We start from the raw sequence: 24260 nt of genomic DNA, 5'->3' as shown, positions 1-24260 counted from the left end.
CGAAACGGGTCGCAGGATGCCGCTCGCGCGGTGGCGCCGGGGCGGGTCACCGGCTCCCGCGATAGGCGCTCGTGCACGCCGAGCCGCCGTCGGAGTCCACGGGCGCCCCCTCCGCGAGCACCGCCGCGGCACGCGACCGCGACAGGTTCAGGTCGCCGAGGCCCTCGGGTGCGACGACGACGCGGCCGTCGAGCACGCACGAGCGCAACGGCTCGTCGAGCGTGTCGAGCGCCGGCACCGCGTCCGCCGAGAGCCCCCGCAGGTACAGCACGTCGAGCTGCTCGCGGGCCTCCTCGGTCGTGTTGTGCCGCACGATCTGCGCGTCGGGGTTCGCGAGCGCGAGCGCGAGCATCGCGACGGCCACCACCTGGACCGCGGCGCGCGGGAGCCAGGTCCCGCGCCAGCGCACGCCCGCCGCCATGACGAGCACGAGCAGCACTGCGAGCACGATCTCGCCGACGAGCACGAGCAGCCGCAGCCGGGTCAGGCCGAACGTCTCGACGTACAGGTCCATGCGGCGCAGCGCCGAGGCGACGACCCCGAGCGACCCGACGCACAGGAACCCGAGCGCGACGCGTGAGACCAGCCGGTCCTGCGACGTCCCGCGCGGCGCCCGCCGGGCCGCGAGGCCGACGACGACGAGGGTCAGCGCCGTCACGGCCACGAGCTGCGCGAAGCCCTGGCGGGCGTACTCGGCGTAGCTCAGGCCGAGCGTCTCGAGCACGTGCCGGTGGCCGTCGACGAGCGCCCCGACCTGGACCAGCACGAACGCCAGCACGAGCGTGCCGAGCGCCACGACCGGCAGCAGCCACTCCCCGCGCCGCGCCGGCCTCCCCTCCGGCAGCCGGTGGTCGGACCACGCGGGCGGCGCGAGCGCGAGGTGGGCGAGCGTCGCGGCGACGAGCGCGACGAGCGTCCCGACGGCGAGCTGCGCGGGCAGCAGCCCGACGCCGAACCGCGGCAGGTAGCTCGCGAACACGGTGTCGGCGCTCGCGAACAGCGCCCCGAAGACGACGAGCAGGACCACGGTGACCGCGACGCTGCGCAGCGCGACGAGCAGCTCGGCGCGGCGCGTGCCGACGAGCGCCCCCACGCCGTGCCGGACCCACGGCAGGGCGCGCAGCGCGCCCGCACCCCAGCTCAGCAGGCTCGACGCGACCGCCGGTGCGCTGCGTGCGGACGTCGCGGCGACGGCCCCGGCGACCGCGGCGACCGTCAGGCACAGCGCGACGACCCAGGCGGCGTCGCGCACCGCGACCATCGCCACGAGCGCGACCGCGAGCGCGGCGGTCACGAGCGAGCCCCACGCCCGGCGCCGCACGAGCGTCGGCGCCGCCGCGGCCCACACGGCGAGCCCGACGAGCGCCGCGCCGAGGCCGAGCGGGTGCCCGACGAGCAGCAGCCCGCCGAGCGCCCCGACGCCGGCGCACGCCGCGAGGACCGGTGCGGGCGCGGGCAGGGCGCGGGCGGCCCAGAACTCGTCCCGCGCGAGGGTGAACCGGGTCGGCGGGAGCGGCGGGGGCAGGTACGTCGGTGCGGGCCACGTCGTGGGCGGCGCGGCGGTCGCGACGCCGCCGCCGGTGGGGGCGGCGTACGCGCGGACGGCGCCGGGGACTGTTGCGCCGGGCGGCGGCGGGGCGGTCGTCGTGCCGGGGGCAGCGGGACCGGCCGGGGCCGTGGCCGGGCCAGGGGCGGGCGTGGTCGGACGGCCCGGCGCGTCGGGCGTCATCGCCGGCGTCGGAGCGGCCGGGTCCGCCGCCGGTGTCCCCGGTGCGGGAGCGCCCGGGGCCCCGGGCGTCGGTGCGGCGGCGGCGTCCGGCTCGTGCCGCTCGGGCTCCGGTGAGGTCGGGGTGGCGGGCGGGCCGGCGTCGGTCATGGCGGCAACGCTAGGGACTGCCGGACGCCCGCGGCGGCTGCGGCGGGGGCGGTCCGGTGAGGGTTGTGCTCACGTCCGTGGACATCCTGTGAGGGTGCCCCGGGCGGCGCGCCCGCGCTGGTCAGAACGTCGCGCGGCCGTCCTCGGGCATCGGGTGGTCGGCGGCCTCGAAGGGCGTCGGCCGCAGCGCCGAGTACACCGCCCCGGACCGGGTGCGCCGCTGCTCGACGAGGTCGAAGCCGGTCGGCGGCGCGTCCTCGGCGAACAGGCGCTTGCCGTGCCCGACGGCGACGGGGAACACGAGGAGCCGGAACTCGTCGACGAGCCCCGCGGCGTGCAGCGTGCGGACGAGCGCGCCGCTGCCGTGCACCTGGAGCTCCTCGCCGGGCTTCTCCTTGAGCGCGGCGATCGCCTCCACGACGTCGCCCTGCAGCACCGTGGTCGCCGCCCAGCCGGGCTCGGACACGGTGCGCGACGCGAGGTACTTGGGCAGCCCGTTGAGCGCGACGCCGACGAGGTCGTCGGGGTCGGTCACCTGCGTCCAGTAGTCGCGCATCATGTCGAACGTCGTACGCCCGAGCAGGATCGCCCCGGCGCGCGTGAACCAGTCGTCCACGATCGCGCCCATGTCCTCGTCGGCGTACGGCACGAGCCAGCCGCCGCGCGTGAAGCCGCCCGAGGGGTCCTCGTCGGCCGCGCCGGGACCCTGCATGACGCCGTCGACGGTCAGGAACGTGTGCACGGTGAGCCGCACGGGTCTCTCCTCGGGGAGCTGGTCGCTGGTCGAGGGTGTGGACCGGCGCGCGCGCCGGAACTCATCGTTCGCTGCGGGCGGACCGCGCCGCCGGTGCAGGCGCCGCGTGCGCTGCTACGTTCGCCAGGAGACGACCCGGGAGGTCCCCATGGCGCGTGAACCCCTGCTGCGACGGCTCGTCGGCGCGATCCTGCGGGCCCGGCGCGAGGCGCAGGGCCGCACGCTGCGGGACGTCGCGACCGACGCCCGGGTCTCGGTCGCGTACCTCTCCGAGATCGAGCGCGGCCGCAAGGAGGCGTCGTCGGAGGTGCTCGTCGCGGTCTGCGGCGCGCTGGGCATGGGCCTGGCCGACCTGCTCGCGGAGGCGCACCGGACCCTCGTCGGGCACGCGCCGGTCCTCGACCTGACCGCGGTCCCGGGGCGCACGAGCGGCGGCACGCTCCACGTGCTGCAGCCCGCGCACGCCCCCGGGCCGACGACGGCCGCGCCCGCCCAGGTCCTGCTCCGCGCGGCCTGACCCGCCGCGTCGAGCCGCACGGAGCCGCAGCGCGTCGCCGGCCCGGCCGTCGCCCGGCCGCCCGCACGGGCTACGCGGCCTGCACCGCACCCGCCTTGAGCGTCCGCACGACGCCGTCGACCAGCCCGTACGCGACAGCCTCGTCGGCGGTGAGGATGCGGTCCCGGTCGGTGTCGGCGCGCAGCTTCTCGACGGTGTGGCCCGTGTGCCGCGCGAGCACCTGCTCGACCTGGGCGCGCAGCCGCAGGACCTCGCGGGCCTGGATCTCGAGGTCCGCCGCGGTGCCCTCTCCCCCGCCCGACGGCTGGTGCAGCAGCACCCGCGCGTGCTCGAGCGCGAACCGCTTCCCGGGCGCACCGGCCGCGAGCAGGACCGCCGCCGCCGAGGCCGCCTGGCCCATGCAGAACGTCTGGACCTGCGGCTTGACGAACTGCATCGTGTCGTAGATCGCCATGAGCGCGGTGAGCGAGCCGCCCGGCGAGTTGATGTAGAGGCTGATGTCGAGGTCCGCGCTCTCCGACTGCAGGTGCAGCAGCTGCGCGATCGTCACGTTCGCGACGCCGTCGTCGATCTCGGTCCCGAGGAAGATGATGCGCTCCGACAGCAGCCGGCTGTAGACGTCCGAGAACCGCTCCCCCGTCGGCCGCTGCTCGACGACCATCGGGACGGTGTACTGCCCGGCCATCAGAGGCCGACCTTCGCGCGGCCGCCGTCGGGGCGCACGTCGTCGAGCTGCGTGACGACACGGTCGACGATCCCGTACTCGCGGGCCTCGTCGGCCGTGAACCAGCGGTCCCGGTCGCTGTCGCGCTCGATGGTCTCGGGCGTCTGCCCGGTGTGCTCGGCGATGAGCGCCTGCATCGTGCGCTTCACGTGCGCCATGTTCTGCGCCTGGATCGCGATGTCGACGGCGGTGCCGCCGAGCCCACCGGACGGCTGGTGCATGAGCACGCGCGCGTGCCGCAGCGCGAACCGCTTGCCCGGCGTCCCCGCGGCGAGCAGGAACTGCGCGGCACTCGCCGCGAGCCCCATCGCGAGGGTCGAGACGTCGTTCGGGATGAGCCGCATGGTGTCGTAGATCGCGAGGCCGGCGCTGACCGAGCCGCCCGGGGAGTTGATGTAGAGCGCGATGTCGCGGCGCGGGTCCTCGGCGGACAGCAGGAGGAGCTGCGCGCAGATGCGGTTGGCGATCGCGTCGTCCACCTCGCGGCCGAGCACCACGATGCGCTGGTGCAGGAGCCGGGTCGCGAGCTGGTCGTCGAACGGCGCGAGCGGGGTCTCGGTGCGCGCGGTGGGCGCAGGGACGCTCGTGGCGAGCGCCGTGAGCAGGGTCGGGACGGTCATCGGGGTGCCTTCCGGTGCGGGGCTGGTCACCCCACCGTCACACCGCGGGAGCCCCCGGGAGCCGCCCGTCTGCCTGCGGCAGATCTGCCGACGGCAGACGCGTGCGCCGCGCGAGCACCCACCACACGATCCCGCCCGCGAGCATGAGGACCCCCAGGAGCCCGAGCCCGATCGCGAGGAAGACCCCGAGGATCGACCCGAAGATCCCCGCGAAGAACGGCGCGAAGTCCTGGTCGGGCGCGAGCAGGACCGTCGCCGGCGAGCCGTCCTCCGTCGCCGGGGCGATCACCGTGTACGTGCCGGGCTCGGTGATCGTGAACGACGCGACGGTGTGCGCCGTGACCCCGCCGCCGCCCGTCGTCATCGTCACCTGCGTCCCGCGCGAGGTGTCGACGACCGTGCCGTCGGACGCGCTGACGAGCAGGTCGGTCGCGAGCCCGACGGCGTCGTCCGCGTCGCCGCCCGACGAGGGCTGCGCGACGTACACCGCGTAGCGGTCCGCGGCGAGCTCGACCTCGGCGGCGCCCGGCGCGTCGAGGCTCGCGACGACCGCCGGCCCGGGCTCGCCCGCGGACGTGACGACGCCGAGCGGCAGCAGGCCGAGGAACACGCGCGCGACGCCGATGCTCAGCGCGAGCGTCAGGAGCAGCACGAACGCCCCGCTGAACGTGAGGACCTTCGCGCCGCGCGTCGAGCGCGGGGCTGCCGGCGCCGCGGAGCGCGACCCGGCCGGGGGCTGCGGGACGGGGTGCGGCGTGGGGTGCGGGGTGGGGTTCGTGCCGTGCTGCGGGACGGGGGTGCTCACCTGCGGACGGTAGCGCGCGCCGCCCGTCCCCGGCACACGACGGGACAAAACCCGTTGACCGGACAGGACGGACGGTAGTAGACCTGCTACATACGAACGCAGGCCGACGACAGTCCAGGGGTGAGCCCATGCGTCACGACGAGGTGATCATCGACGTCCGCGACCTGCGGATGCGCTACGGCAGCACCGACGTGCTCGACGGCGTCGAGCTCCAGGTCCGGCGCGGCGAGGTCATCGCGCTGCTCGGGCCCAACGGCGCCGGCAAGACGACGACCATCGAGATCCTCGAAGGCTTCCGGAACCGCTCCGGCGGCGACGTCCGGGTGCTCGGCGAGGACCCGGCGGTCGCGGGCGAGGAGTGGCGCGCGGGCATCGGGATCGTGCTGCAGTCCTGGCGCGACCACGGCCGCTGGCGCGTCCGCGAGCTGCTCGCGCACCTCGGCCGCTACTACGTGCCCTACGGCGTGCCCGGGCGTCCGCGGCCGCGCGACACCGACGAGCTCATGGCGACCGTCGGGCTCACCGCGCACGCCGACCAGAAGATCTCGACGCTCTCGGGTGGCCAGCGCCGGCGGCTCGACGTCGCGATCGGCATCGTCGGGCGCCCGGAGCTGCTGTTCCTCGACGAGCCCACCGCCGGGTTCGACCCCGAGGCCCGGCGCGAGTTCCACGACATCGTCACCGGGCTCGCCGACCTCGAGGACACCACCATCCTGCTCACGACCCACGACCTCGACGAGGCCGAGAAGCTCGCCGACCGCATCCTCATCCTCGCGGGCGGCCGGATCGTCGCCGACGGCAGCGCCGACGCGCTCGCCCGGGAGGTCGCCGGCACGTCCGAGGTCCGCTGGGCCCGCGGCGGCGAGCGGTTCGTGCACCCGGCGCACGACGCGACCGCGTTCGTCCGGGAGCTGCTCGCGCAGCACGACGACGTCACCGACCTCGAGGTCCGCCGCACCACGCTCGAGGACTCGTACATGACCCTGGTGCACCGGCACGAGACGGCCCCGGAGAGCCGCCGCGTCCTGGAGGTGACCCGGTGAACCACACCAGCTACGCGATCCGCGTCGGGATCGGGCGCGGGCTCGCCGAGTTCCGGCAGAGCCTGCGCAGCTCGCAGGACTGGATGTTCTACGTCGTCGTCGGGCTCGGCTCGCTCGCCTACCTGTGGGGCAACCGCGCCACGCCCGTCGAGGGGACCGGGCTGCTCATGCCGACCCTCATCCTGCCCAGCATGCTCGGCGGCCTCGTGGTGTTCGGCGGCATCGTCGGCCCCGCGTTCACGCTCGCGATCGAGCGCGAGGACGGCACGCTCCTGCGCGCCAAGGCGGTGCCCCACGGCATCACCGGCTACATCTCCGGGCAGGTCCTGTTCCAGAGCATCGGCGTGCTCCCCATGCTCGTCGTCCTGCTCCTGCCGAGCGCGCTGCTCTTCGACGGGCTCATGCACCAGGGCGCGCGGGGGTGGCTCGTCGTCGCCGGCTACCTCGTGCTCGGCCTGGCGACCTGCCTGCCGATCGGGTTCATCATCGGCTCGCTCGCCACGACCCCCAACAAGGTCAGCACGTGGGGCATGCTGCCTGTCATCGGGCTCGCGATCGTCTCGGGCATCTTCGTGCCGCTCAGCGCGCTCCCGGGGTGGCTCCAGGGCGTCGCGCAGGTGTTCCCCATGTACTGGGCCGGGCTCGGCATGCGCTCGGCGTTCCTGCCCGACTCCGCCGCCGCGCTCGAGATCGGCGGGTCGTGGCGGACCCTCGAGACGGTCGTCGTGCTCGTACTGTGGGCGATCGTGTCGATGCTCCTGCTGCCCCCGCTCCTGCGCCGCATGGCCCGGCGCGAGTCCGGCTCGTCCGTCGAGGCGCGCCGACAGGAACGGATGCAGCGCGTTGGCTGAGGCCGTGCGTCGCGAGGCGGAGGGGCCGCAGGCCGAGGAGCAGCCGGCCGCCGACCCGCAGGCCCCGGGGCTGCGGGCCGCCGGTCCGCAGGCGGCGGGCCAGCGGTCGCCCGAGACCGTCCACAACCGCATCGCGGTGCTGCGCGCCGAGCGCGGGATCTCCCGCCGCCAGCTCGCCGAGGCCCTCGACGTGCACTACCAGACCGTCGGCTACCTCGAGCGCGGCGAGTACAGCCCGAGCCTGTTCCTCGCGCTGCGCATCGCCGAGTACTTCGAGGTGCCCGTCGAGGTGGTGTTCTCGACGCGCCCGTTCCCGCGCATCGGGAGCTGACGCGCGGGCGTCGCGAGCCTCGCCCGCCTTCCTCCGTGCGTCCCGTCCGCGGCACGACCGGCCATGACCCCGGCCCGAACCGGTCGGCGGCGGTTCCCCGCACGTCGTCCGGACGCGTCGAGACGTGCGGCGGCCAGTTCCGGGGCCCGCCGTCCTCGTCGTCGCGTCGCACGCACGGCCGGCCAGCCGGCCGGCGTACGGTCCTCGTCCGGGTCGCCCGGCCGGAACACCCACTCGCCGCCCGCGTTCGACCGGGCGTCCACACCCGCACGGCTGCGCCTCACGTGTCCCACACAGGCACGCCAGCGGTCCTCGCCGGCCGCTCGGACCTCGTCGAGGAACGCCTCGACGGCCTCACCGTTGATCCGGTGGCTGTCGTCGAGCTCGCCTCTACGGCAGCTCGGTCGACTCCTGCAGCGCGGCTGCGGCCGACTCGAACCCCTCCGCCACGAACGGCTCCAGCAGCGCCCGCCGGTGCTCGATCGCCAGCTTGTCGCCCGCAGCGATCGCCTTCGTCGCGGACGACACGCTCACCTTCACGTCACCGAGGGCCAGCGGGTCCGCGAAGTCCGAGCGTGACAGCCCCAGCGAGGCGAACGCCTCGAGGCCAGCGTTGTCGACCGCACTCAGGACGGCGCGGGGCCAACGCATGTCGGCGATCGCAATCATCGCCGGTGTCACCCCCGGGTTCTCCGCCCGTACGGCATGCTCGGCCCAGTCGACCTGACGCGTCCGCACCTCCGCGAGGAACGACGCCACGAGGTCCCCCTGCGGGCCGAACTTGGAGTTCTGTCCCATCACGTTCCCCTCCCCCTCATCGCACTCCCACGTGGTCGACCAACGTGAGTCGGACGTTCATGCGCACGTCGCCCCACAGCTCGGGCGGGAGGCCGGACCGTCGGATCGCGGAACCGACCCCGCGTCGCAGGACGTCGGAGCGCTTCTTCCACTGGGAACCGATGGAACGGTTCACGCCGTCGTCGCCCATGCCGGTGAACTGCCAGGGGTTGCCGCCCGCGCGCTGATCGGGTCCGTGCAGGGGGTCCTGCCCCGCGAGCCGAGCCCGCGCGTCGATCATCGCCTGCGTCCGGCTCAGCCCTGGCTGCTGGGCCTGCAACCGATCGGCGATGATGCGCGCCAGGAAGCTGCGGTACTGCCCCTGGTTGTCGAGCCGCCTGGTGAAGCTGTCGAACCTCGACGTCCAGTCGTGCAGCGACATCTGGTTGATCGCTCGCTGCTGGAGGTCGAGCTGCCGCGCGAACTCGACGGGATCGTGCGCGGCGTCCGTCCGCTCGAAGGGGGTGGCCGCGACATCCTCGGCGAGCCGGAGCACCCCGTTGTCGACGACGACGGTGCCGTCCTCGACGTACGGCCGCAGGTCCTCGGGGATCACGTCGGGGTCGATCAGCCGACCGCTGTTGGTCAGGCCGCTGTCCGACGGCACGTCGGGGTTCTCCGTGCCGACGTTGCCGTGCTCTCCACGCGGGACGGCGTCGTAGTGCGGATGCGCCGGGTCGAACCGGGGGTCGCCCCGGAGCTCGACCGGCACGTCCGCGACGTCGGGACGGGGACCGAAGCGACTACGGTCCCGGACCGTGTTCCCGTCCCAGTCCGGAGCGTTGCCATGGGGAGCGCCGTTGGCCGGGGCCGCGGTCCCGTCCGTGGGGGCCGCGTTCCCATCGGGCGTGGTCCCGTCGGGCGTCGTCCCGTCGCCACGAGGCGTGGTCCCCTCGGGCGCGGTCCCCTCGGGCGTCGTCCCGTCGCCATGAGGCGTGGTCGCCTCAGGCGCGGTCCCCTCGGGCGTCGTCCCGTCACCACGAGGCGTGGTCCCCTCGGGCATCGTCCCGTCACCACGAGGCGCCGTCCCCTCGGGCGACGTCCCGTCACCACGAGGCGTGGTCCCGTCACCACGAGGCGTCGTCCCGTCACCACCACGCGACGTCGTCCCGTCACGCCCGGTCACCGCGGTCTCCGTGCCTCGCCCACCGGTCGTGCCCGGCTCGCCGCGCGAACCGAGCCCGTCAGCCGACCCGCGGCCCGACACGCCGTCGACCAGGCCCGCCGCACGACCGCCCGTCGACGGTGTCGCAGATCCTCCGCGCGCCGCCGGCGGGATCTCCCCCCCACCCGCGCGGCCGGCCCCCGGACCGAAGAGGTCGTTGCTGACGGCCGGTCGGTGCGGCACGGCTCGCGACGGCACGGGCTCGATCAGAGCGTTCACCAGCCCCGTCATGCTGATCCGGAACCCGCCGCCCACCGCTCCCGCTCCCGCGAGCGCCGGCGTCGGTCCACGAAGCCCACCGGCCAGCAGCTCACCACCGAACGCGAGCGCGGAGCGCAGCTCGGCCACCAGCTTGATGCCGCCCTTGACGACCCACGAGCCGCCCTGGATCGCGAAGTCGGCGCCGACCGCGGCCATCTTCGTCACCCTGGCCGCGATGGACCCACCCTTCGCGAGCGTCCCGACCTGCCCGGCGCCGGGGATGAAGAACGTGCCGATGCTCAGCACGGCACCGGTGCCGGCGGCGACGCCGTCCTCCTTCCACTTGTGCCAGCCGTCCTCGGCCCCGTGGTCGTACCCGACGAGGCTGCCGAGGCCGCTGACCGCGGTGTCGTAGCGGTCGTCCATGAACCGCACGAAGTCGTTGTCGGTGTTCCCGGTCGCCTGCATGCCGATCGCGACCCACGCGACCGGCGACGCGAACAGCGCGATCGACCCGACGAGGTCACCGAGCCCGCCCCACGCCTGCCCGTACGCCTTGCCCTCGAACCAGCCGCCGGTCTCGGGGTTGTAGCCGAGCAGGAGCTGGCCCGCCCCCTGGATCAGGTCCTTGCCGAACGTGTACGCGCCGCTGCCCACCGACTCCGGGCAGTTGCGGTCCTCCTCGCGCGGCTCACCCCACGGCATGGGCTGCGCCGGGTTCGTGAACGCCTCCGCCGGGATGACCTCGACGGGCGTCACGCACATGTTCTTGACCAGGCCGTTGATGTCGTTCGCGCACTGCGCGCTCGCCGTCGAGACGTCCTCGAGCAGCTCCGCGTACTCGGCGAGCAGGTCCTTGTTGCGCTGGACGGTGTCGCCGTCCTCGTACCAGGGCACCGTGACCTGACGCTCGTCGACGCCGGCCCACTCGAGCATGCCCTTCCCGTAGTCCAGGAGGCCCGCCTCGGTGGACGACGACGCGTCGACCTGCACCCCGTTGATCACCTCGGCCCGGAACGCCGCCGCCCGCTGCTCGAACGACGCCAGCCGCGGCTTGATCCCGTCCAGCGCCGCCGCGTACGTCTCCAGGTGCCCCGCCATCGTGTGGAAGGCCGTCTTCAGCTCGTTCGCCGACGTCACGGCCGGGCGCATCAGGTCGTAGACCCGCTGCTGCTCGGGCGCCTCGTAGCTGTGCGTCAGACCGCTCCAGCTCGCCGCGATCGAGCTCGTCTCGTCCTGCACCGACGTGCCCATCGTCTTCACGGACGTCGCCGAGTCCCGGACCTGCTCCGGCTTCAGATCGGCGGACTTCGCCGGGAACAGCGCGGGGTTGATCAGCCCGCCGTCCGCGACGCACTGCGTCGGTGTGACCGTCATGTCTGCCCCCTCAGGCCTTGTACCCGTGCTCCACGAAGTACGAGAAGTCGCCCGACTCCGCGGACTTCAGCAGCTCCGCCTGGTACGACCCGGCCATGTCCTCCTGGCCGTTGTTGTACGCGATGACGGCGTTCGAGACTCCGACGACGCCCGCGTTGATGCGGTTGCCGATGTTGCGCAGGTTGGCGCTCTGGTCACCCAGGACCGCGTTGACGGCAGCCGGGACGTCCTGCGTGAGCGGTCCGCCCCAGAGCAGTCCGTCGAGGACGCCCTGGAACTTCTTCTCGTCGAGCGCCTTCCCGAGCTCCTCGGCGTCGGTGTTGACGCCCCTCAGGACGGCCTGCACGTCGGCCGGCTTGATCTTCCAGTGCGTCATGTCCGCTCCCCTGTCCCCCTGATGGCTGCCGCGCGCCCGCGGCCCGTCGTGCTGGTGCTCGCCCTCGTGCTGCTCGTGCCCGTCATGCGCGCTCTCGCACGACGCCGCCCACGGCCTCGGCGATGGAGTCGGCGAGCGCACGCGCCGTCTCCGGCGCCCCGTACGGCACCGCCAGGTCGGTCCACAGCGCGAACGACTGCGGCGGGTCCTGCACCGCGGCGGCCGCCTCGCGCGGGACCGAGACCGGGCGCGTGCGGTAGATCTGCAGCAGGGCGTTGCCGTCGGCGTCGACGAACTGGCGGATCTGCCCGTCCCGGTACTCGAGGAACGACCCGAGCGGGTGGTCGACCGACGCCGCGCGCACCATCACCTCGGACGTCGGCTCGACGTCGCTCAGCAGCACGAGCTCGGTGGGCACCTCACACCTCCCTGTCGAGTCCGGTCGCGGCAGCGATCCTGTCGTAGCCGAGGTCGTGCGCGAACGCGACGAGCTGCGCCCACAGGCCCACGTCGGGGTTGCTGAACCGCACGAGCACGCTCGGCAGCCGCTTGCGGCCGAGCACGGTCACGTCGTGCCGCTCCGCGAGCCGTGCCGGGTCGACCCGCAGGTCGTGCACGCCGCGCGGACCGATGACGACGGCCAGCGGGACCTCGAGCCGCTTCGCCGACGCGCCCTGCGTCGCACCCTCGTCGGTCTCGGCGAGCGACACGAAGCCGATCGTGGGCTGGAACCCGTCCGCGACCGCCGCGAGCGTCGCCGACGCCTGCGCGACGACCCCGCCGATGGTGCGCGGGTACGCCCCGACCGGGACGCCGCCCTTGACCTGCTCGAGGACCCCGCGACGCGTCCGCGCGACCGCGACGTCCACGAACGAGCCGTCGGGCCCCCGCGCGTGCATGAGCTCGGACGCCGGCATCCCGCGCCGCGCCGTCTCGGTGAGCGCCGCGGTGTCCCACGCCTCGACGAGCGGCTCGTGCAGACCCCACACGTCGAGCGGCTGCCCGCCGAGCGAGCCGACGACCGACGCCGCGAGCGCACCGATGCGCGTGTCCGCCGCGGCGCGCTGGTGCGCGAACACGTCGAACATGAGCACCCCGCGCGGCTCGGGCGCCGAGCCGGCGAACGTCTCGAGCCGGTCGCGGTCGGTGCCCGAGCGCTGCCACAGGTCCGCGAACGAGTCGATCCGGTACCCCGACAGCCCGTCGAACACCCGGCCGTCCTGGTGCCGCACGGCCCAGTGCCCCGCGGCGCGACGCATCGCGAGCGAGACGAACGGGCTCAGGCGTGCGTCCGCCGACGTGACGAGGACCGGGCGCAGGTGCTCGGTCGTCGCGTGGTCGAGGAACGCGGCGAGCGGCTCCGACAGCAGGACGGAGCGGCCCGACGCCACGAACACCGTGTACTCGTCATCCCACTCGTCGGCGACCGGGTGGACGATGTGCACGGTCAGTCCGGGATGTAGGACGCGGCCTGCTGCAGGCCACGACGCGCGATCTCGTCGTTGTCGGACAGCGAGTTGCGGATCGCCGAGATGATGCCGCGGACCTCGGTGCCCGCCGCGTTCCACTGCTGCTCCATCGCGGCGTAGCGGTCGCTCACCCCGTCGGCCTGGTACACCGCCATCGCGGCCTTGACGTCGGCGTCGCGTCGCGCGAGCGCCGCCTCGAGAGCGCTCGCGGCGCGCTCGAAGTTGGCCTGCGCCGACTGCGAGGCGTTGATGTCGTAGTCGTTGCGGTCCAGCTGGTTCGTCGACATGGCGGTCCCCCTCAGGCCCTCGGTGCGAACTTGGACGTGTCGGCACCCGCGAAGTCGGCGGAGCCCTCGGCCGAGCGGTGCACGTCGGCCCCCTCGTCGGCGGTCGTGACGAACGCGCGGTTCTGCCCGGCGATCGACTCGGTGATGCCCACGAGCGCGTTGTTCAGGACGGTCGAGATGTCGTCGGTGCGCTCCTTGAAGGAGACGAACGACGCCTTGGCGACGCCGTTGAACGTGCCCTCGAGCGGTTCGGCCGCCTCCTTGAGGTTCCGCACGAGCTGCCCGAGGTCGTCGGACTCCGTCGCGGTCTTCCGGCCGAGCACCTGCAGTGCGTCGGCCTCCATGGCGAACTTCATGAACCCTCCCCTGCATGTCATGAAACCGCCCGAACCGGGCAGCGGGACGATCGTAGGGCGGGCGTCCGACACGCGCTACGGAGATCTCCCGACCGGCACGGAACCTCCACGACAGATGTGGGCGGCACACGCTAGCGTCGAGGCCGGTCAGCGAGCACAGGGGGTCCCATGCCGACGTTCACGAACTTCACCCGTACCGCCGCGGTCGCCGAGGAGACGGTCGCGCGGTTCGAGGCGTCCGTGCCCCCCGAGATCGCGCAGGTGTGGCGCGAGGACGGCGCCGGCCTCGTGGGCGACGGGTTCGTGCGCGTCGTGGACCCGGACCGCGCGACGACGATGCTCGAGGGCGTCGTCGGCATGCCCGCGGGCGCCGTGCCGGTCCTGACGACCGCGCTCGCGGACGTCGTGCTCTACATCCGCCCCCTGTTCCACGTGCTGCGGTTCCGGTTCGGGATCATCGACGTGATCGGCTTCGACGCCGCGCAGCTGCTCGCGGACGTGCAGGACGAGACGTTCCTCGACGAGGTGCTCGCCCGGCAGCCCTACCCCGCGGGGGTCGAGCGGCTCGGCGTCCCCGGGCCCGACGAGTGCTTCGGGTTCGTCCCGCTGCTCGCGCTCGGCGGCGTGCCCGACCCCGCCCGTCTCGACCGTGGTGGGCTCTGGGAGCACATCGCGATCATCATGGCGCTCACGGGCCCGCCGCAGTCGCGCGCGTCCTCCTGACGCTCCCCGACACCGCCCCGCCGCCGGACACCCCGACCGTCTCCGATGACTGCCTTCACCGCCGTCGACCCGCCGCGCACGGACGCACCGTCCGCCGTGCCGCGCTCGCCCGTGCCCGCGGCCGTCCTGTTCCACGGCGTCGTGCTCGCCGAGACGCGGCGGACCTGGGCGCTGCTCGTGGACGCCGGCGTCGTGGTGCTCGCGCTCGTCGCCGGGCTCGTGGTGACGCCGCTGCTCGGGCTCGTGCTGCCCGTCGTCGCGGTGCTCTCGGTCCTCGCCGGGCTGGTGCGGCACGGGCGCACCCCCGGCCACCTCGCCCTGCGGCTGCGGACCGTCGACGCCCGCACGGGCATGCCCGGGAGCCCGCTCGCGCTGCTGCCCGCGCGCGGCGTGACCGCCGACCTCGTGCGCGGGCGCGATCCCCTGCGCGTGATCCCGTCCGCGCTGACCCCCGGCCCCCGCGCTGCCCTGCCGCGCTCCGCCGACCCGTGGGCCGCGGGCAGCCGCCGCCCGGCGACCGTCGTGCTCCTGACCGACGACGGCTCGGTGCTGCAGGTCACCGGCCCCACGATCGTCGGGCGCAGCCCCGTCGACCCGACCGGCGCGCACCGCCTGCTCGGCATCCCGGACCTGAGCCGGAGCATCTCGCGCAGCCACGCGCTCATCGAGCCGCACGGCGCGGCGGTCTGGGTCACCGACCTCGGGTCCGCGAACGGGACCGCCGTCGCGCTGCCGGGCGAGCCGCTCGTCCGGCTCGCCCCGAACGTGCGCGTCGAGGCCCCCGTCGGCGCGCGGATCGCGCTCGGCGACCGCGTGGTGCACCTCGCGGAGGCGCAGACCGCCGGCCTCGGTACGGAGGGAGCACGGTGAACGACCCGGACCGGACCCTGATCGAGACGACGCGCACGCACCGCGACCGGCTCGCCTCCGCGCTGTCCTTCGGGGCGCTCGACCGGCGCCGCCCGGTCAACACGAACCTGCGCCGCTTCGTCGGCTCCGTGGTGCTCGCGGCGGTGGCCGGGGTCGGCTGCCTCACCTTCTCGTTCGTCGTCCACCTGCTCGACGACCGGCGCGAGGACCAGGCGCTCGCCGCCTTCCGCGCCGCGCTCTCCGCCAACCCGATCAAGCCGACCGACCAGATGCCCGCGGACCCGGTCACGGGTTTCCTCGACGACCCGGCGTCCGGCGACCTCATCGACCCGCAGACCGGGTTCGTCGTCGACCGCGAGACCGGGCTGGCCCGCGACCCCGAGGGGAACATCATCGACCCGCGCATCGACTGGTTCCTGGACCCGGCCACCGGGTACTACACCGACCCGGCGTCGGGCGTGACGATCGACCCGCAGACGCTCCAGGTCGTCGAGGAGGACCGGTGACCGAGTACACGCGCGTGACGGTGCAGGGCGAGGGCCGCAAGGCCGACCTCGTGCTGCCCGACGACGAGCCGGTCGCCGCGATGCTGCCCGACGTGCTGTCGCTGCTCGACGACGGCCAGGCCCGCTCGGCGCGCCCGGTCGCGCTCGTCACGACGGTGGGCGACCAGCTCGACCCGTCGATGACCCTCGCGGAGCAGGAGGTCGCGCACGGCACGATCCTGCGCGTCGTCCGGGTCGACCAGGCGCCGCCGCCGCCCGAGGTCGCGGACGTCACGGACGTCGCCGCCGACGCGGTGCAGTCCCGGCCCGACGCGTGGCGTCCGGTGTGGGGCGTCGTCGCCGGGGCCGTGCTCGCGGGCGTGCTCGGGTTCGTCGCCGCCGGGCTCGGGGCCCGCGACCTCGCGGTGTCGGCCTCGGCGCTGCTCGGGGTCTGCGCCGCGCTCGCCGTCGTCGCGGCGCTGCTCGCGCGTCGGCGCCGCACCGAGCCGGCGGTCGTCGCCGTGGCGGCCGCGGTCGGGGTCGCCGTGGTCGCGGCCCGCGCGCTGACGTCGGGCGCGCCCGGGGAGACCGCGCTCGTCGCGTTCGGGCTCGTGGGGCTGCTCGTCGCCGTCGCCGCGGCCGCCGGGTTCGGTGACGCAGGGCTCGCGCTCGGCGGGGCGACCGCGGCGGCGCTCGTGGGCGCGGTCGCGACGATGCACGCGCTCGACGCCGAGCCGACGCACACGGCCGCGGTCGTCGCCGTGGCGGGCTGCCTGCTCGTCGGGCTGCTGCCCGGCGTCGCGATGTCGGTGAGCGGCCTGAACGGGCTCGACGACCGGGTCGTCGAGGGCCGGCGGGTCTCGCGGGCGGAGGCGCACCGCGCGGTCGCCACGACGCACCGCGCGCTCACGTGGTCGACCGTCGCCGCCGCCGCCGTCACGGGGGCGTGCGCGTGGGTGCTCGCGGGCGGTGAGGACCCGTGGAGCCGGCTGCTCGCCGTCGCGGTGGCCGGCGTCCTGCTGCTGCGCACGCGCATCTTCCCGCTCGCCCCGCAGCGCCTCGCGCTCCTCGCCGCGGGGGCCACGCCGCTCGTCGCGCTGCTCGCGGAGCTGGGCCGGACCGACCCGGCGCGGGCGCTCGCCGTCGCGGCGGTCGTGCTCCTCGGGATCGCGCTGCTCGTCGGCGCGCGGCCGCGCGAGCACGTCGTCGCCCGGGCGCGGCGGCTCGGCAACGTCGTCGAGCTCGTCGCCGTCGTCGCGCTCGTGCCGCTCGTGCTCGCGCACCTCGGCGTGTTCGCGGACCTCGTGGGGACCTTCTGATGGGCCGTGCGTGGACGACGGTGGTCTCGGCGCTGCCCGGGCGCGTCGACGAGCTGCGCCGGCTCGACGCGGCCGTGCGGGCGCCCCTGCCGCTGAGCACGCGGGTCGGCTTCACGGGCGTGGCCGGAGGGATCGGCTGCTCGGTCGCGGCGGGCCTCGCGGCGTCGGTGCTCGCCCGCCGGCGGGACCACCGGGTGCTCGCCGTGAACGCCTCGCCCTCGTCCCGCTCGCTGCTGTGGCACGCGGGGCTGACCTCGCCCGCGACGAGCACGCCGGCGCACGAGGTCGAGCGCCGCGCCGCGCGGCACTCCTCGGAGGCCACCGCGGGCCTCGCGCTCACCCCCGGCGGGCTGCACTGCCTCGACCTGCACGCCGACGGGACGCCGGTGCGCGACGCGCGCTGGTGGGAGGCCGTCGCGCCCGCGGGCCGGTTCTTCGACTTCGTCGTGACCGACTGGGGCGTGCGGGACCCGGCGACGGTCGGCAGCGTCGTCTCGGCGAGCACGGTCGTGTGCGTCGTCACCGCCGCCGACCGCGCGTCCGTGCAGGCCGGGGTCGACCTCGCGCACGCCGTCGACGACCCGGCCGTCCGCGTGCTGCTCGCGGTGGTCGACGCGTCCGGTACGCGGCGGCCCGCGACCGGCGACCTCGTCCGGCTGCTGCCCGTGCCCGCGGTCGAGCTCCCGCGGGACCGGGCGCACGGCGCCGCGCGACCCGTGCCCGGCGCGCGGCTGCGGGCGTCGACCAACCTCGCGGCGCTGCGCCTCGCGGCGGCGCTCGTCGGGGCGGCCACGCCGCGTGCGGGCGGGCTGCCCGTGCGCGGGGCCGCACCCCGGGGGCGCTCCGCCGGCGTCGAGGTGTCGGCGCCGGTCGGCCCCCCGCCCGATCCCACGCCGACCCCGCAGCCGCCGGCCGGTGCGCAGCCGCCCGCCCGGGCACGCCGGGAGCGCGCCGCATGACGCTGACCCTGGTCCACCGGCCGACCCGCAGCACGATCCCGCTGACCCGGCCCGAGCCCGAGCAGATCGCGCCGCCGCCCCCGCTCGGCGACGACCCGGGCGGCCGCACGCCGCTGCAGTTCCTGCTGCCGATCGTCGGGGCGATGTCGTCCGTCGTGATGATGGTCGTGCTGCGCAACGGCCAGCCGCTGTTCCTCGTCATCGCCGCGCTCGTCTTCGTGGTGGCGGTCATCGCGGGCGTCGGCTTCGCGATCTCCTCCCGCGGGGCGCAGCGCAAGCAGCACCGTGCGCAGCGCGAGCTCTACCTCGACTACCTCGAGCAGCTGCGCCGCGACCTCACGCGCCGGACGGAGGACGCGAGGCTCGACGCCGCCGTGCTGCACCCCGAGCCCGCCGCGCTGGTCCCGCTCGTGCGCGACCCCGCACGGCTGTGGGAGCGGCGGCGGCGCGACGCCGACTTCCTGTCCGTGCGGCTCGGGTCCGGCTCGGTGCCGTGGTTCGGCCTGTCGGTGCCACCGCCCGAGTCCCCGATGCAGCCGCACGACCCGATCCTGCTCTCGGAGGCGCGGCTCATCGCCGAGCAGGCCGAGAGCGTCGAGGCGATGCCCGTGACGGTCGACCTGCGCGGCGCCGGGGTCGTCGCGGTGATCGGCGAGCGCGAGCAGGCGGTCGGCGTCGTCCGCAGCCTGCTGCTGCAGCTGGCGGCGCACCACGGGCCCGACGACGTGGCCGTCGCCGCGGCGTTCGACGCGGACCGGGCGGCCGACTGGCACGGGCTCGACCTCCTCCCGCACGTACAGGACCCCGACCTGTTCGACGGCCCCGTCCCCGCGCGCCGGATCGCCCCGGACGTCGACGCGCTGGCGCACGTGCTCGGCGCGACGCTGACCGACCGGCTCCAGCACGCCCACTCCGCCCGGCGCACCGGGGCCACGCGCACGCAGCCGTCGCGGCTCGTCGTCGTCGTCGACGACCACGGCCGGCGCGCGTCCCGGCTGCCCGTGGGCGGCGGGGCGTCGCTGCGCGCGCTCGGCGTCACCGTGGTGCACGTGCTGGCCGACCGGCTCGACGAGCCGAACGACGTCGACGTGCGCGTCACGCTGCGCGGCAACGGCTCCTCGGGTCCGTCCGCCGGCGGGCCGGCGGGGACGACCGCCCGCGAGCGCGCGCACCGGTCGGCCACCGCGGCTGCGGGCGGCCCGGTCGCCGGGGCCGGTGGGCCGGCCGACGAGCAGAGCGTGCTGACCATCGACGCGGGCACCCCCGCAGCCGTCGACGTCGCACTCGTCCCGGACGTCACCAGCCCGACGCTGTTCGCGTCGACCGCCCGCGCGATGGCGGCGCTGCGCGTGTCGGCGGCGGCCGCGCAGGACGAGCAGGGCAACCGGACCCTCGACGTCGCCGAGCTCCTCGGCGTCGAGAGGGTCGACGACCTCGACCCGGAGCTGCTGTGGCGCCCGCGCGCCGCGTCGGAGTTCCTGCGCGTGCCGTTCGCGACCGACGACCTCGGCAGCCCCGTGCACCTCGACCTCAAGGAGAGCGCGCAGCTCGGGATGGGCCCGCACGGCATCTGCATCGGCGCGACCGGTTCGGGCAAGTCCGAGATGCTGCGCACGCTCATCCTGTCGCTCGCGCTCACGCACCCGCCCGAGGACCTGTCGATGATCCTCGTCGACTACAAGGGCGGCGCGGCGTTCGCGCCGTTCGTCGGGCTCCCGCACCTGGCCGGGCTCATCGACAACCTCGCCGACGACCCGCAGCTCACGACGCGGGCCCGGGCCTCGATCCAGGGCGAGGTCGTGCGGCGCCAGCGGATGCTCAAGGACGCGGGGTCGTCGCCGTCGATCACGCACTACCGCGAGCTGCGCCGCGAGCGCCCCGACCTCCTTCCGATGCCGCACCTGTTCGTGGTGATCGACGAGTTCGGCGAGCTGCTCACCGCCGAGCCCGAGTTCATCGACCTGTTCCTGCAGATCGGGCGCATCGGCCGCTCGATCGGCGTGCACCTGCTGCTGTCGAGCCAGCGCATCGAGGGCGGCAAGCTCCGCGGGCTCGACACCTACCTGTCGTACCGGCTCGGCCTGCGCACGTTCAGCGAGCCCGAGTCGCAGATGGTGCTGAGCACGGCCGACGCCTACCACCTGCCCGCGCTGCCGGGTTACGGCTACCTCAAGGTCGACACGAGCGTGTACACCCGCTTCCGGGCGGGCTACGTGTCGGGTCCGGTCGAGCGCATCCGGGCGCCGCGCGACGAGGGCGTCGAGCCCCGGCCGCTGCTGCTCCCCCGGTACAACGGCATCCGCCGGGACCGCGCGGACGATGGCGGGGCACCGGTCCTGTCTCGCCCGGGGACCGGCCGGACGTTCATCGACGAGTCGGTCCAGCGCGTGCGCGACGACGAGCGCGCCGTCCGGCCCGTGTGGCTGCCGCCGCTCCCCGACCGGCTCGCGCTCGGCCTCGTCGTCGACCGTGCGGGCGACCGCGGCCCCGGGCTGAGCACCGTGATGGGGCTCGAGGACGACCCGACGCAGCAGCGCCAGGACCCGTGGCGCCTCGACCTCGCGCGCGCCGGCGGGCACGTCGCCGTGATCGGCGCACCCCAGGCGGGCCGCAGCACGCTGCTGCGCACGATCGCGGCGTCGCTCGCGCTGACCCACACGCCGCGCGACGTCGCGGTCTACGGCATGGACCTCACGGGCGGCGGGCTCCAGCGGATCGAGCAGTTCCCGCACGTCGGCGGCGTCGCGACCCGCGCGCACCGGGACCGGCTCGCGCGCCTCGTCGAGGAGCTCGGCGGGATGCTCGCGCTGCGCGAGCAGGTGTTCAAGGCCCGGTCGATCGACTCGATGGCGCAGCTGCGCGTCCAGCACGCCGCGGGCCGGGTGCCCGAGCTCGACGCCGCCGACGTCGTGCTGCTCGTCGACGGCTACGGCCAGATCCGCCAGGACTTCGAGGAGCTCGAGGGCGCGTTCGTCGACATCATGCTCCGGGCCGCCGGCTTCGGGATCCACCTCGTGCTCGGCATGACCCGGTGGAGCGAGCTGCGGATGGGGCACCAGGCGCTCGTCGGGACGCGCGTCGAGCTCCGCCTCAACGACCCGACCGAGTCGAGCATCGACCGCAAGCTCTCCTCGACGATCTCCGTCGACACCCCCGGCCGGGTGCTGCTCGACAGCAAGAACTTCGCGCACGTGGCCCTACCGGTGCTCGACGTCGTGCCGGACGAGGCGGTCGGCGACGAGCTCGAGGCCCTCGCCCGGCGCACGGCGCAGTCGTGGAGCGGCCCGGCGGCTGCCCCGATCCGGCTCCTGCCGCTGCACGTCGACCCGGCCGAGCTGCCCGACGCGTTCGACGAGCCCGACGTCGTCCCGATCGGCCTGCGCCAGGACACCATGGAGGCCGCGCTCTGGGACTTCGCGGGCGACGACCAGCACCTGCTCGTGCTCGGCGACGCCCGCTCCGGCAAGTCGACGCTGCTGCGCACGATCGCGCGCGGGCTGCAGGCCCGGTTCGCGAGCGACGAGCTCGCGATCGCGGTGGTCGACGTGCGCGGACACGTGCCGGGGGTCGTCGAGGACGACTACCTCGCGGCGCACGCCCGCAACGCCGCGCAGGCCCGCGGGCTCGCGGCGTCGATCGCCGCCGAGCTCGAGAAGCGCCCGACGCGGGACGCCGAGCAGCGCGCCAAGGAGCCCCGCATCGTCGTGCTCGTCGACGACCACGACATCGTCGCGGCGGGCGGCGACGACCCGCTCGCGCCGCTGCTGCCGTACATGCCGAGCGCGCGCGACCTGGGCCTGCACGTCGTGCTGACCCGGCCCGTCGCCGGCGCGAGCCGCGCGATGTACACGCAGGTCATCCAGACGACCCGCGACACCGGCGGCTCGGTGCTGCTGATGTCGGGCGAGCGCAGCGAGGGCCAGGTCGTCGGCCGGCTCTACCCCGAGCGCTTCCCGCCCGGGCGCGGCCGGTTCGTGCGCCGCGGCGTCGCGCCCTACGTCGTCCAGGTCGCGGCGACGCCCGAGGGCGAGGTCTCGTGAGGACGCTCGCGCTCGTCGCCGTGTCCTCCGGCGCCGGTGCGACGACTCTCGCGGCGCTCGCGTTCGCGGGCCTGCGGGACGAACCGCGCTGCGCCCCCCGGCTCCTCGGCGCGGAGCGTGGCGGGATGCTCGAGCGGGCCGGCGGCGCCGAGGCGGACACCGTCGACCCGGACCGGGCGGTGTGGGACGCCGGCGCCCGCCCGGTGCGCGAGGTGCTCGCGGTGCTGGGGCCGCAGGACCCGCTCGTGGTCGTCGCGCCCGCGACGCCGCTCGGTGCGGCGGACGCCCGCCGGGTGCTCGACGAGGTCGCCGCGACCGACCCCCGCGGACTCGACCGGGTGACGGTTGTGCTCGCGGAGGTGCACGGGCGGGCGCGGACGCTCGCCGCGCCGCCCGGGGCGCCGGTGCTGCGGCTGCCGTACGACCGGGCCCTCGCGTGGCCGGGCGCCGTGATCGGCGACGAGGTGAGGCTCGCGCGGCGGACGCGGGCAGCGGTGACCGCCTGGCAGGACTGCTGCGCGGAGCTGCTGAACCGCTGAGTGGGTGCCGGGGCGCCGACGCGGTGCCGAGTCGAGGAGCCACGCGTCGACGCCGTCACTGCCTCTCCCCGCCACGCGAGGCTGCGCCGCCACTCGCGCGCGCTGCCCGCACGGTGTGTGAAACCGCTGGCCAGGCCCCCGGCACCCTCTGACACCATGTGGCGCTCGACACCGAGGAGGACCCATGGGCGACAGGCAGCGTGACGGCTTCGTGCTGACGCAGGACGCGGAGCGTCTCGACCTGGACCGCGTGCACCGCTGGCTCTCGGTCGAGTCGTACTGGGCGACGGGGCGCGAACGCGACGCGATCGAGCGCTCGATCGCCGGCTCACGGCCGTACGCCGTCCACCTCGACCGGACGCAGGTCGCCTTCGCCCGGGCCGTGACCGACGGGGCGACGTTCGCCTGGGTCTGCGACGTGTTCGTCGACGAGGCGCACCGCGGCCGCGGGCTCGGGACGTGGCTCGTCGACAGCATCGTCGAGGACCTGACCGAGGCTGGCGTGCCCCGGATCCTGCTCGCCACGCGCGACGCCCAGGACGTCTACGCGCGCTCCGGGTTCACGGTGCTCGACGCGGGCGGACGCTTCATGGAGATCGACCGCCGCCCGACGCGCGCGGCGATCCTCGGGTTGTCCTGACGACACCATCAGCCGCGCCACCTGGCGACAGCCTCGAGACGCGAAGGACATCTATGCGCTTCTCGCGCGACGGTCTAGCGACAACCTCTTGAGCTATTTTTTGACGGGCCTGCGTCCAAACGAGTTAGAAGTAAAGCCGTCTTACGATCGAAGGCGCTCGAATCCTGCGGCCATGGAAGAGCCGGATACTGACGTGCTCAGTGACTTGAGTAGTCGATGGTCAAGATCGCAACTACGCGGTGAAGGTCTCCATCTCGAGATGCCCGGTAAGCATCGGCGTATTGATAGTTCACTCGCCCGGCTCCAGACACCTCGTAATGGATGGTTCTAGACCACCCCTCACCCTGCGGGTTCCCTAGCTTCCCTCGGAGAATGCATGTCGAGCCGATTGGCGGAGGGCCGCCTGGGTTGTGAGCGAGATGATCCCATAACTGCTGCGCCTTTTCCACCGAGACACGCTCGGGCATCTCGAGCCATCGATCAAAGTACTGGCGATGCACCAGAACACGGTAGACCGGGGCAACGGCCGGCCGGCCGCCCGGCCGCTTCCCGGGCCACAGCGGATGATAGGCCCCTCCTGCCGGCAACCTCAGCTACCGTCCTCTTGATGCAACAAACTTTCGCCACCTTCGCGAAAGTCCGATGGGTCGTGCCTGCCCGTAAGAACTGCGCGACGAAGAGGATCCTCTGCTTGCTGCGCAGTTACGCGCCAGGCTTTGACTGCCTCATGGATGAGCGCCGAGTCATTGTCCGCGAAGGCAGCAATAAGGCAGTTCTGCAGTTCATCAACGAATGCGCGCATGTCTTCCGCGTCAAATACGCGCAGCCATGCGAGGTCGCCAAGGTCGACTACGGAGGGAATCTCGGCGCGCCCGAGCAGGAGCGCGAGTCTCCGCTGCTGGTTGGACCAGTACGCAAGGTCGTCAAGTACGCCGAGTTCATGGGCGCGCAGAGTTACGAGGTCAGTACCGTCGGTGTCTCTGATGTGAGCACGCCCTTCTCGAGCGGCGTCTAAGAACTCGCGGCGCTTGGTGCCTGCGAGATCGCTGGCTTGGAAGATGAGGTTCACCGGTCCACCCTTGGATAGGATCGTATG

Annotated in this window: 25 protein-coding genes; 12 read left to right on the top strand and 13 right to left on the bottom strand. The window is 74.5% G+C overall.

Annotated elements, in window-relative coordinates; all coding sequences use genetic code 11:
• Window positions 1-46: 46 nt before the first annotated feature.
• The gene (locus CCE01nite_RS09945; protein ID WP_141372269.1) at window positions 47-1876 is read right to left on the bottom strand and encodes a DUF4153 domain-containing protein; all 1830 of its coding nucleotides are present in this window, start codon (window positions 1874-1876) and stop codon (window positions 47-49) included.
• Between the two features lie 121 nt (window positions 1877-1997).
• On the bottom strand, window positions 1998-2630 hold the full coding sequence (locus CCE01nite_RS09940; protein ID WP_034633375.1) for a dihydrofolate reductase family protein: 633 nt from the start codon (window positions 2628-2630) through the stop codon (window positions 1998-2000).
• Between the two features lie 148 nt (window positions 2631-2778).
• Between CCE01nite_RS09940 and CCE01nite_RS09935 the strand changes: the two genes are divergently transcribed.
• Window positions 2779-3147, top strand: coding sequence for a helix-turn-helix domain-containing protein (locus CCE01nite_RS09935; RefSeq protein ID WP_084142875.1), 369 nt, complete (start codon window positions 2779-2781; stop codon window positions 3145-3147).
• A gap of 70 nt (window positions 3148-3217) precedes the next feature.
• Here CCE01nite_RS09935 and CCE01nite_RS09930 read toward each other — a convergent pair whose 3' ends face one another.
• From CCE01nite_RS09930 to CCE01nite_RS09920, 3 genes are read right to left on the bottom strand one after another with little or no spacing between them, the layout of a single operon-like run.
• Window positions 3218-3832 carry an ATP-dependent Clp protease proteolytic subunit gene (locus CCE01nite_RS09930; RefSeq protein ID WP_034633378.1) on the bottom strand — a complete coding sequence of 205 codons (615 nt, stop codon included), beginning with the start codon at window positions 3830-3832 and terminating at the stop codon, window positions 3218-3220.
• Window positions 3832-4491, bottom strand: coding sequence for a ClpP family protease (locus CCE01nite_RS09925; protein WP_034633380.1), 660 nt, complete (start codon window positions 4489-4491; stop codon window positions 3832-3834). The genes CCE01nite_RS09930 and CCE01nite_RS09925 overlap by 1 nt, the downstream gene beginning before the upstream one ends.
• A 37-nt stretch (window positions 4492-4528) precedes the next feature.
• Entirely contained in the window at window positions 4529-5296 is a 768-nt protein-coding gene (locus tag CCE01nite_RS09920; RefSeq protein WP_141372268.1) for a hypothetical protein, read from the bottom strand.
• Window positions 5297-5424: 128 nt separating this feature from the next.
• Between CCE01nite_RS09920 and CCE01nite_RS09915 the strand changes: the two genes are divergently transcribed.
• From CCE01nite_RS09915 to CCE01nite_RS09905, 3 genes are read left to right on the top strand one after another with little or no spacing between them, the layout of a single operon-like run.
• The gene (locus tag CCE01nite_RS09915) at window positions 5425-6339 is read left to right on the top strand and encodes an ABC transporter ATP-binding protein (RefSeq protein ID WP_034633384.1); all 915 of its coding nucleotides are present in this window, start codon (window positions 5425-5427) and stop codon (window positions 6337-6339) included.
• Complete coding sequence (locus tag CCE01nite_RS09910) at window positions 6336-7190, top strand: ABC transporter permease (protein ID WP_034633386.1); 855 nt, start codon at window positions 6336-6338, stop codon at window positions 7188-7190. The genes CCE01nite_RS09915 and CCE01nite_RS09910 overlap by 4 nt, the downstream gene beginning before the upstream one ends.
• A 4-nt stretch (window positions 7191-7194) precedes the next feature.
• Entirely contained in the window at window positions 7195-7521 is a 327-nt protein-coding gene (locus CCE01nite_RS09905) for a helix-turn-helix transcriptional regulator (protein ID WP_246056403.1), read from the top strand.
• 390 nt (window positions 7522-7911) lie between these two features.
• Here the strand turns inward: CCE01nite_RS09905 and CCE01nite_RS09900 are convergent, their stop codons facing one another.
• From CCE01nite_RS09900 to CCE01nite_RS09870, 7 genes are all read right to left on the bottom strand, one after another.
• Window positions 7912-8319, bottom strand: coding sequence for a hypothetical protein (locus CCE01nite_RS09900; protein ID WP_034633389.1), 408 nt, complete (start codon window positions 8317-8319; stop codon window positions 7912-7914).
• 16 nt (window positions 8320-8335) lie between these two features.
• Window positions 8336-11101, bottom strand: a complete 2766-nt coding sequence (locus CCE01nite_RS09895) for a polymorphic toxin type 15 domain-containing protein (protein ID WP_052104356.1) — start codon at window positions 11099-11101, stop codon at window positions 8336-8338.
• Window positions 11102-11111: 10 nt separating this feature from the next.
• Window positions 11112-11477 carry a DUF6507 family protein gene (locus CCE01nite_RS09890; protein ID WP_034633392.1) on the bottom strand — a complete coding sequence of 122 codons (366 nt, stop codon included), beginning with the start codon at window positions 11475-11477 and terminating at the stop codon, window positions 11112-11114.
• Window positions 11478-11559: 82 nt separating this feature from the next.
• Window positions 11560-11895: a hypothetical protein gene (locus CCE01nite_RS09885; protein WP_034633393.1), complete on the bottom strand. Its 336-nt coding sequence runs from the start codon at window positions 11893-11895 to the stop codon at window positions 11560-11562.
• Window position 11896: 1 nt separating this feature from the next.
• A complete protein-coding gene (locus CCE01nite_RS09880; protein WP_034633394.1) occupies window positions 11897-12922 on the bottom strand; it encodes a DUF6177 family protein in 1026 nt (341 codons plus the stop codon).
• Between the two features lie 2 nt (window positions 12923-12924).
• A complete protein-coding gene (locus CCE01nite_RS09875) occupies window positions 12925-13233 on the bottom strand; it encodes a hypothetical protein (protein WP_034633395.1) in 309 nt (102 codons plus the stop codon).
• Window positions 13234-13244: 11 nt separating this feature from the next.
• Window positions 13245-13589: a hypothetical protein gene (locus CCE01nite_RS09870; protein WP_034633396.1), complete on the bottom strand. Its 345-nt coding sequence runs from the start codon at window positions 13587-13589 to the stop codon at window positions 13245-13247.
• A 168-nt stretch (window positions 13590-13757) separates the two neighbouring features.
• Between CCE01nite_RS09870 and CCE01nite_RS09865 the strand changes: the two genes are divergently transcribed.
• The 8 genes from CCE01nite_RS09865 (at window position 13758) to CCE01nite_RS09835 (ending at window position 23164) form a co-directional block, all read left to right on the top strand.
• Complete coding sequence (locus CCE01nite_RS09865; protein WP_034633397.1) at window positions 13758-14312, top strand: T6SS immunity protein Tdi1 domain-containing protein; 555 nt, start codon at window positions 13758-13760, stop codon at window positions 14310-14312.
• A gap of 45 nt (window positions 14313-14357) precedes the next feature.
• Window positions 14358-15182, top strand: a complete 825-nt coding sequence (locus CCE01nite_RS09860; RefSeq protein ID WP_034633398.1) for an FHA domain-containing protein — start codon at window positions 14358-14360, stop codon at window positions 15180-15182.
• Window positions 15179-15688: a hypothetical protein gene (locus CCE01nite_RS21320; protein ID WP_034633399.1), complete on the top strand. Its 510-nt coding sequence runs from the start codon at window positions 15179-15181 to the stop codon at window positions 15686-15688. The genes CCE01nite_RS09860 and CCE01nite_RS21320 overlap by 4 nt, the downstream gene beginning before the upstream one ends.
• Window positions 15685-16986, top strand: a complete 1302-nt coding sequence (gene eccD / locus CCE01nite_RS09855; RefSeq protein WP_170223963.1) for a type VII secretion integral membrane protein EccD — start codon at window positions 15685-15687, stop codon at window positions 16984-16986. Before CCE01nite_RS21320 ends, eccD begins: the two co-directional genes overlap by 4 nt.
• On the top strand, window positions 16986-17945 hold the full coding sequence (locus CCE01nite_RS09850; RefSeq protein WP_141372266.1) for a P-loop NTPase family protein: 960 nt from the start codon (window positions 16986-16988) through the stop codon (window positions 17943-17945). The genes eccD and CCE01nite_RS09850 overlap by 1 nt, the downstream gene beginning before the upstream one ends.
• Window positions 17942-21985 carry a type VII secretion protein EccC gene (locus CCE01nite_RS09845; protein WP_034634666.1) on the top strand — a complete coding sequence of 1348 codons (4044 nt, stop codon included), beginning with the start codon at window positions 17942-17944 and terminating at the stop codon, window positions 21983-21985. Before CCE01nite_RS09850 ends, CCE01nite_RS09845 begins: the two co-directional genes overlap by 4 nt.
• Window positions 21982-22524, top strand: a complete 543-nt coding sequence (locus tag CCE01nite_RS09840; protein ID WP_034634663.1) for a hypothetical protein — start codon at window positions 21982-21984, stop codon at window positions 22522-22524. Before CCE01nite_RS09845 ends, CCE01nite_RS09840 begins: the two co-directional genes overlap by 4 nt.
• A 184-nt stretch (window positions 22525-22708) precedes the next feature.
• Window positions 22709-23164: a GNAT family N-acetyltransferase gene (locus CCE01nite_RS09835; protein ID WP_034634660.1), complete on the top strand. Its 456-nt coding sequence runs from the start codon at window positions 22709-22711 to the stop codon at window positions 23162-23164.
• A 589-nt stretch (window positions 23165-23753) separates the two neighbouring features.
• Here CCE01nite_RS09835 and CCE01nite_RS09830 read toward each other — a convergent pair.
• Entirely contained in the window at window positions 23754-24233 is a 480-nt protein-coding gene (locus tag CCE01nite_RS09830; protein ID WP_141372265.1) for a hypothetical protein, read from the bottom strand.
• Window positions 24234-24260 lie beyond the last annotated feature (27 nt).

It is taken from the genome of Cellulomonas cellasea (assembly GCF_006538745.1).
In the GTDB taxonomy this organism is placed as follows: Bacteria; Actinomycetota; Actinomycetes; order Actinomycetales; family Cellulomonadaceae; genus Cellulomonas_A; species Cellulomonas_A cellasea.
The sequence above is the reverse complement of the archived record's forward strand: the minus strand, read 5'-3'. Positions and strand labels throughout refer to the sequence as shown.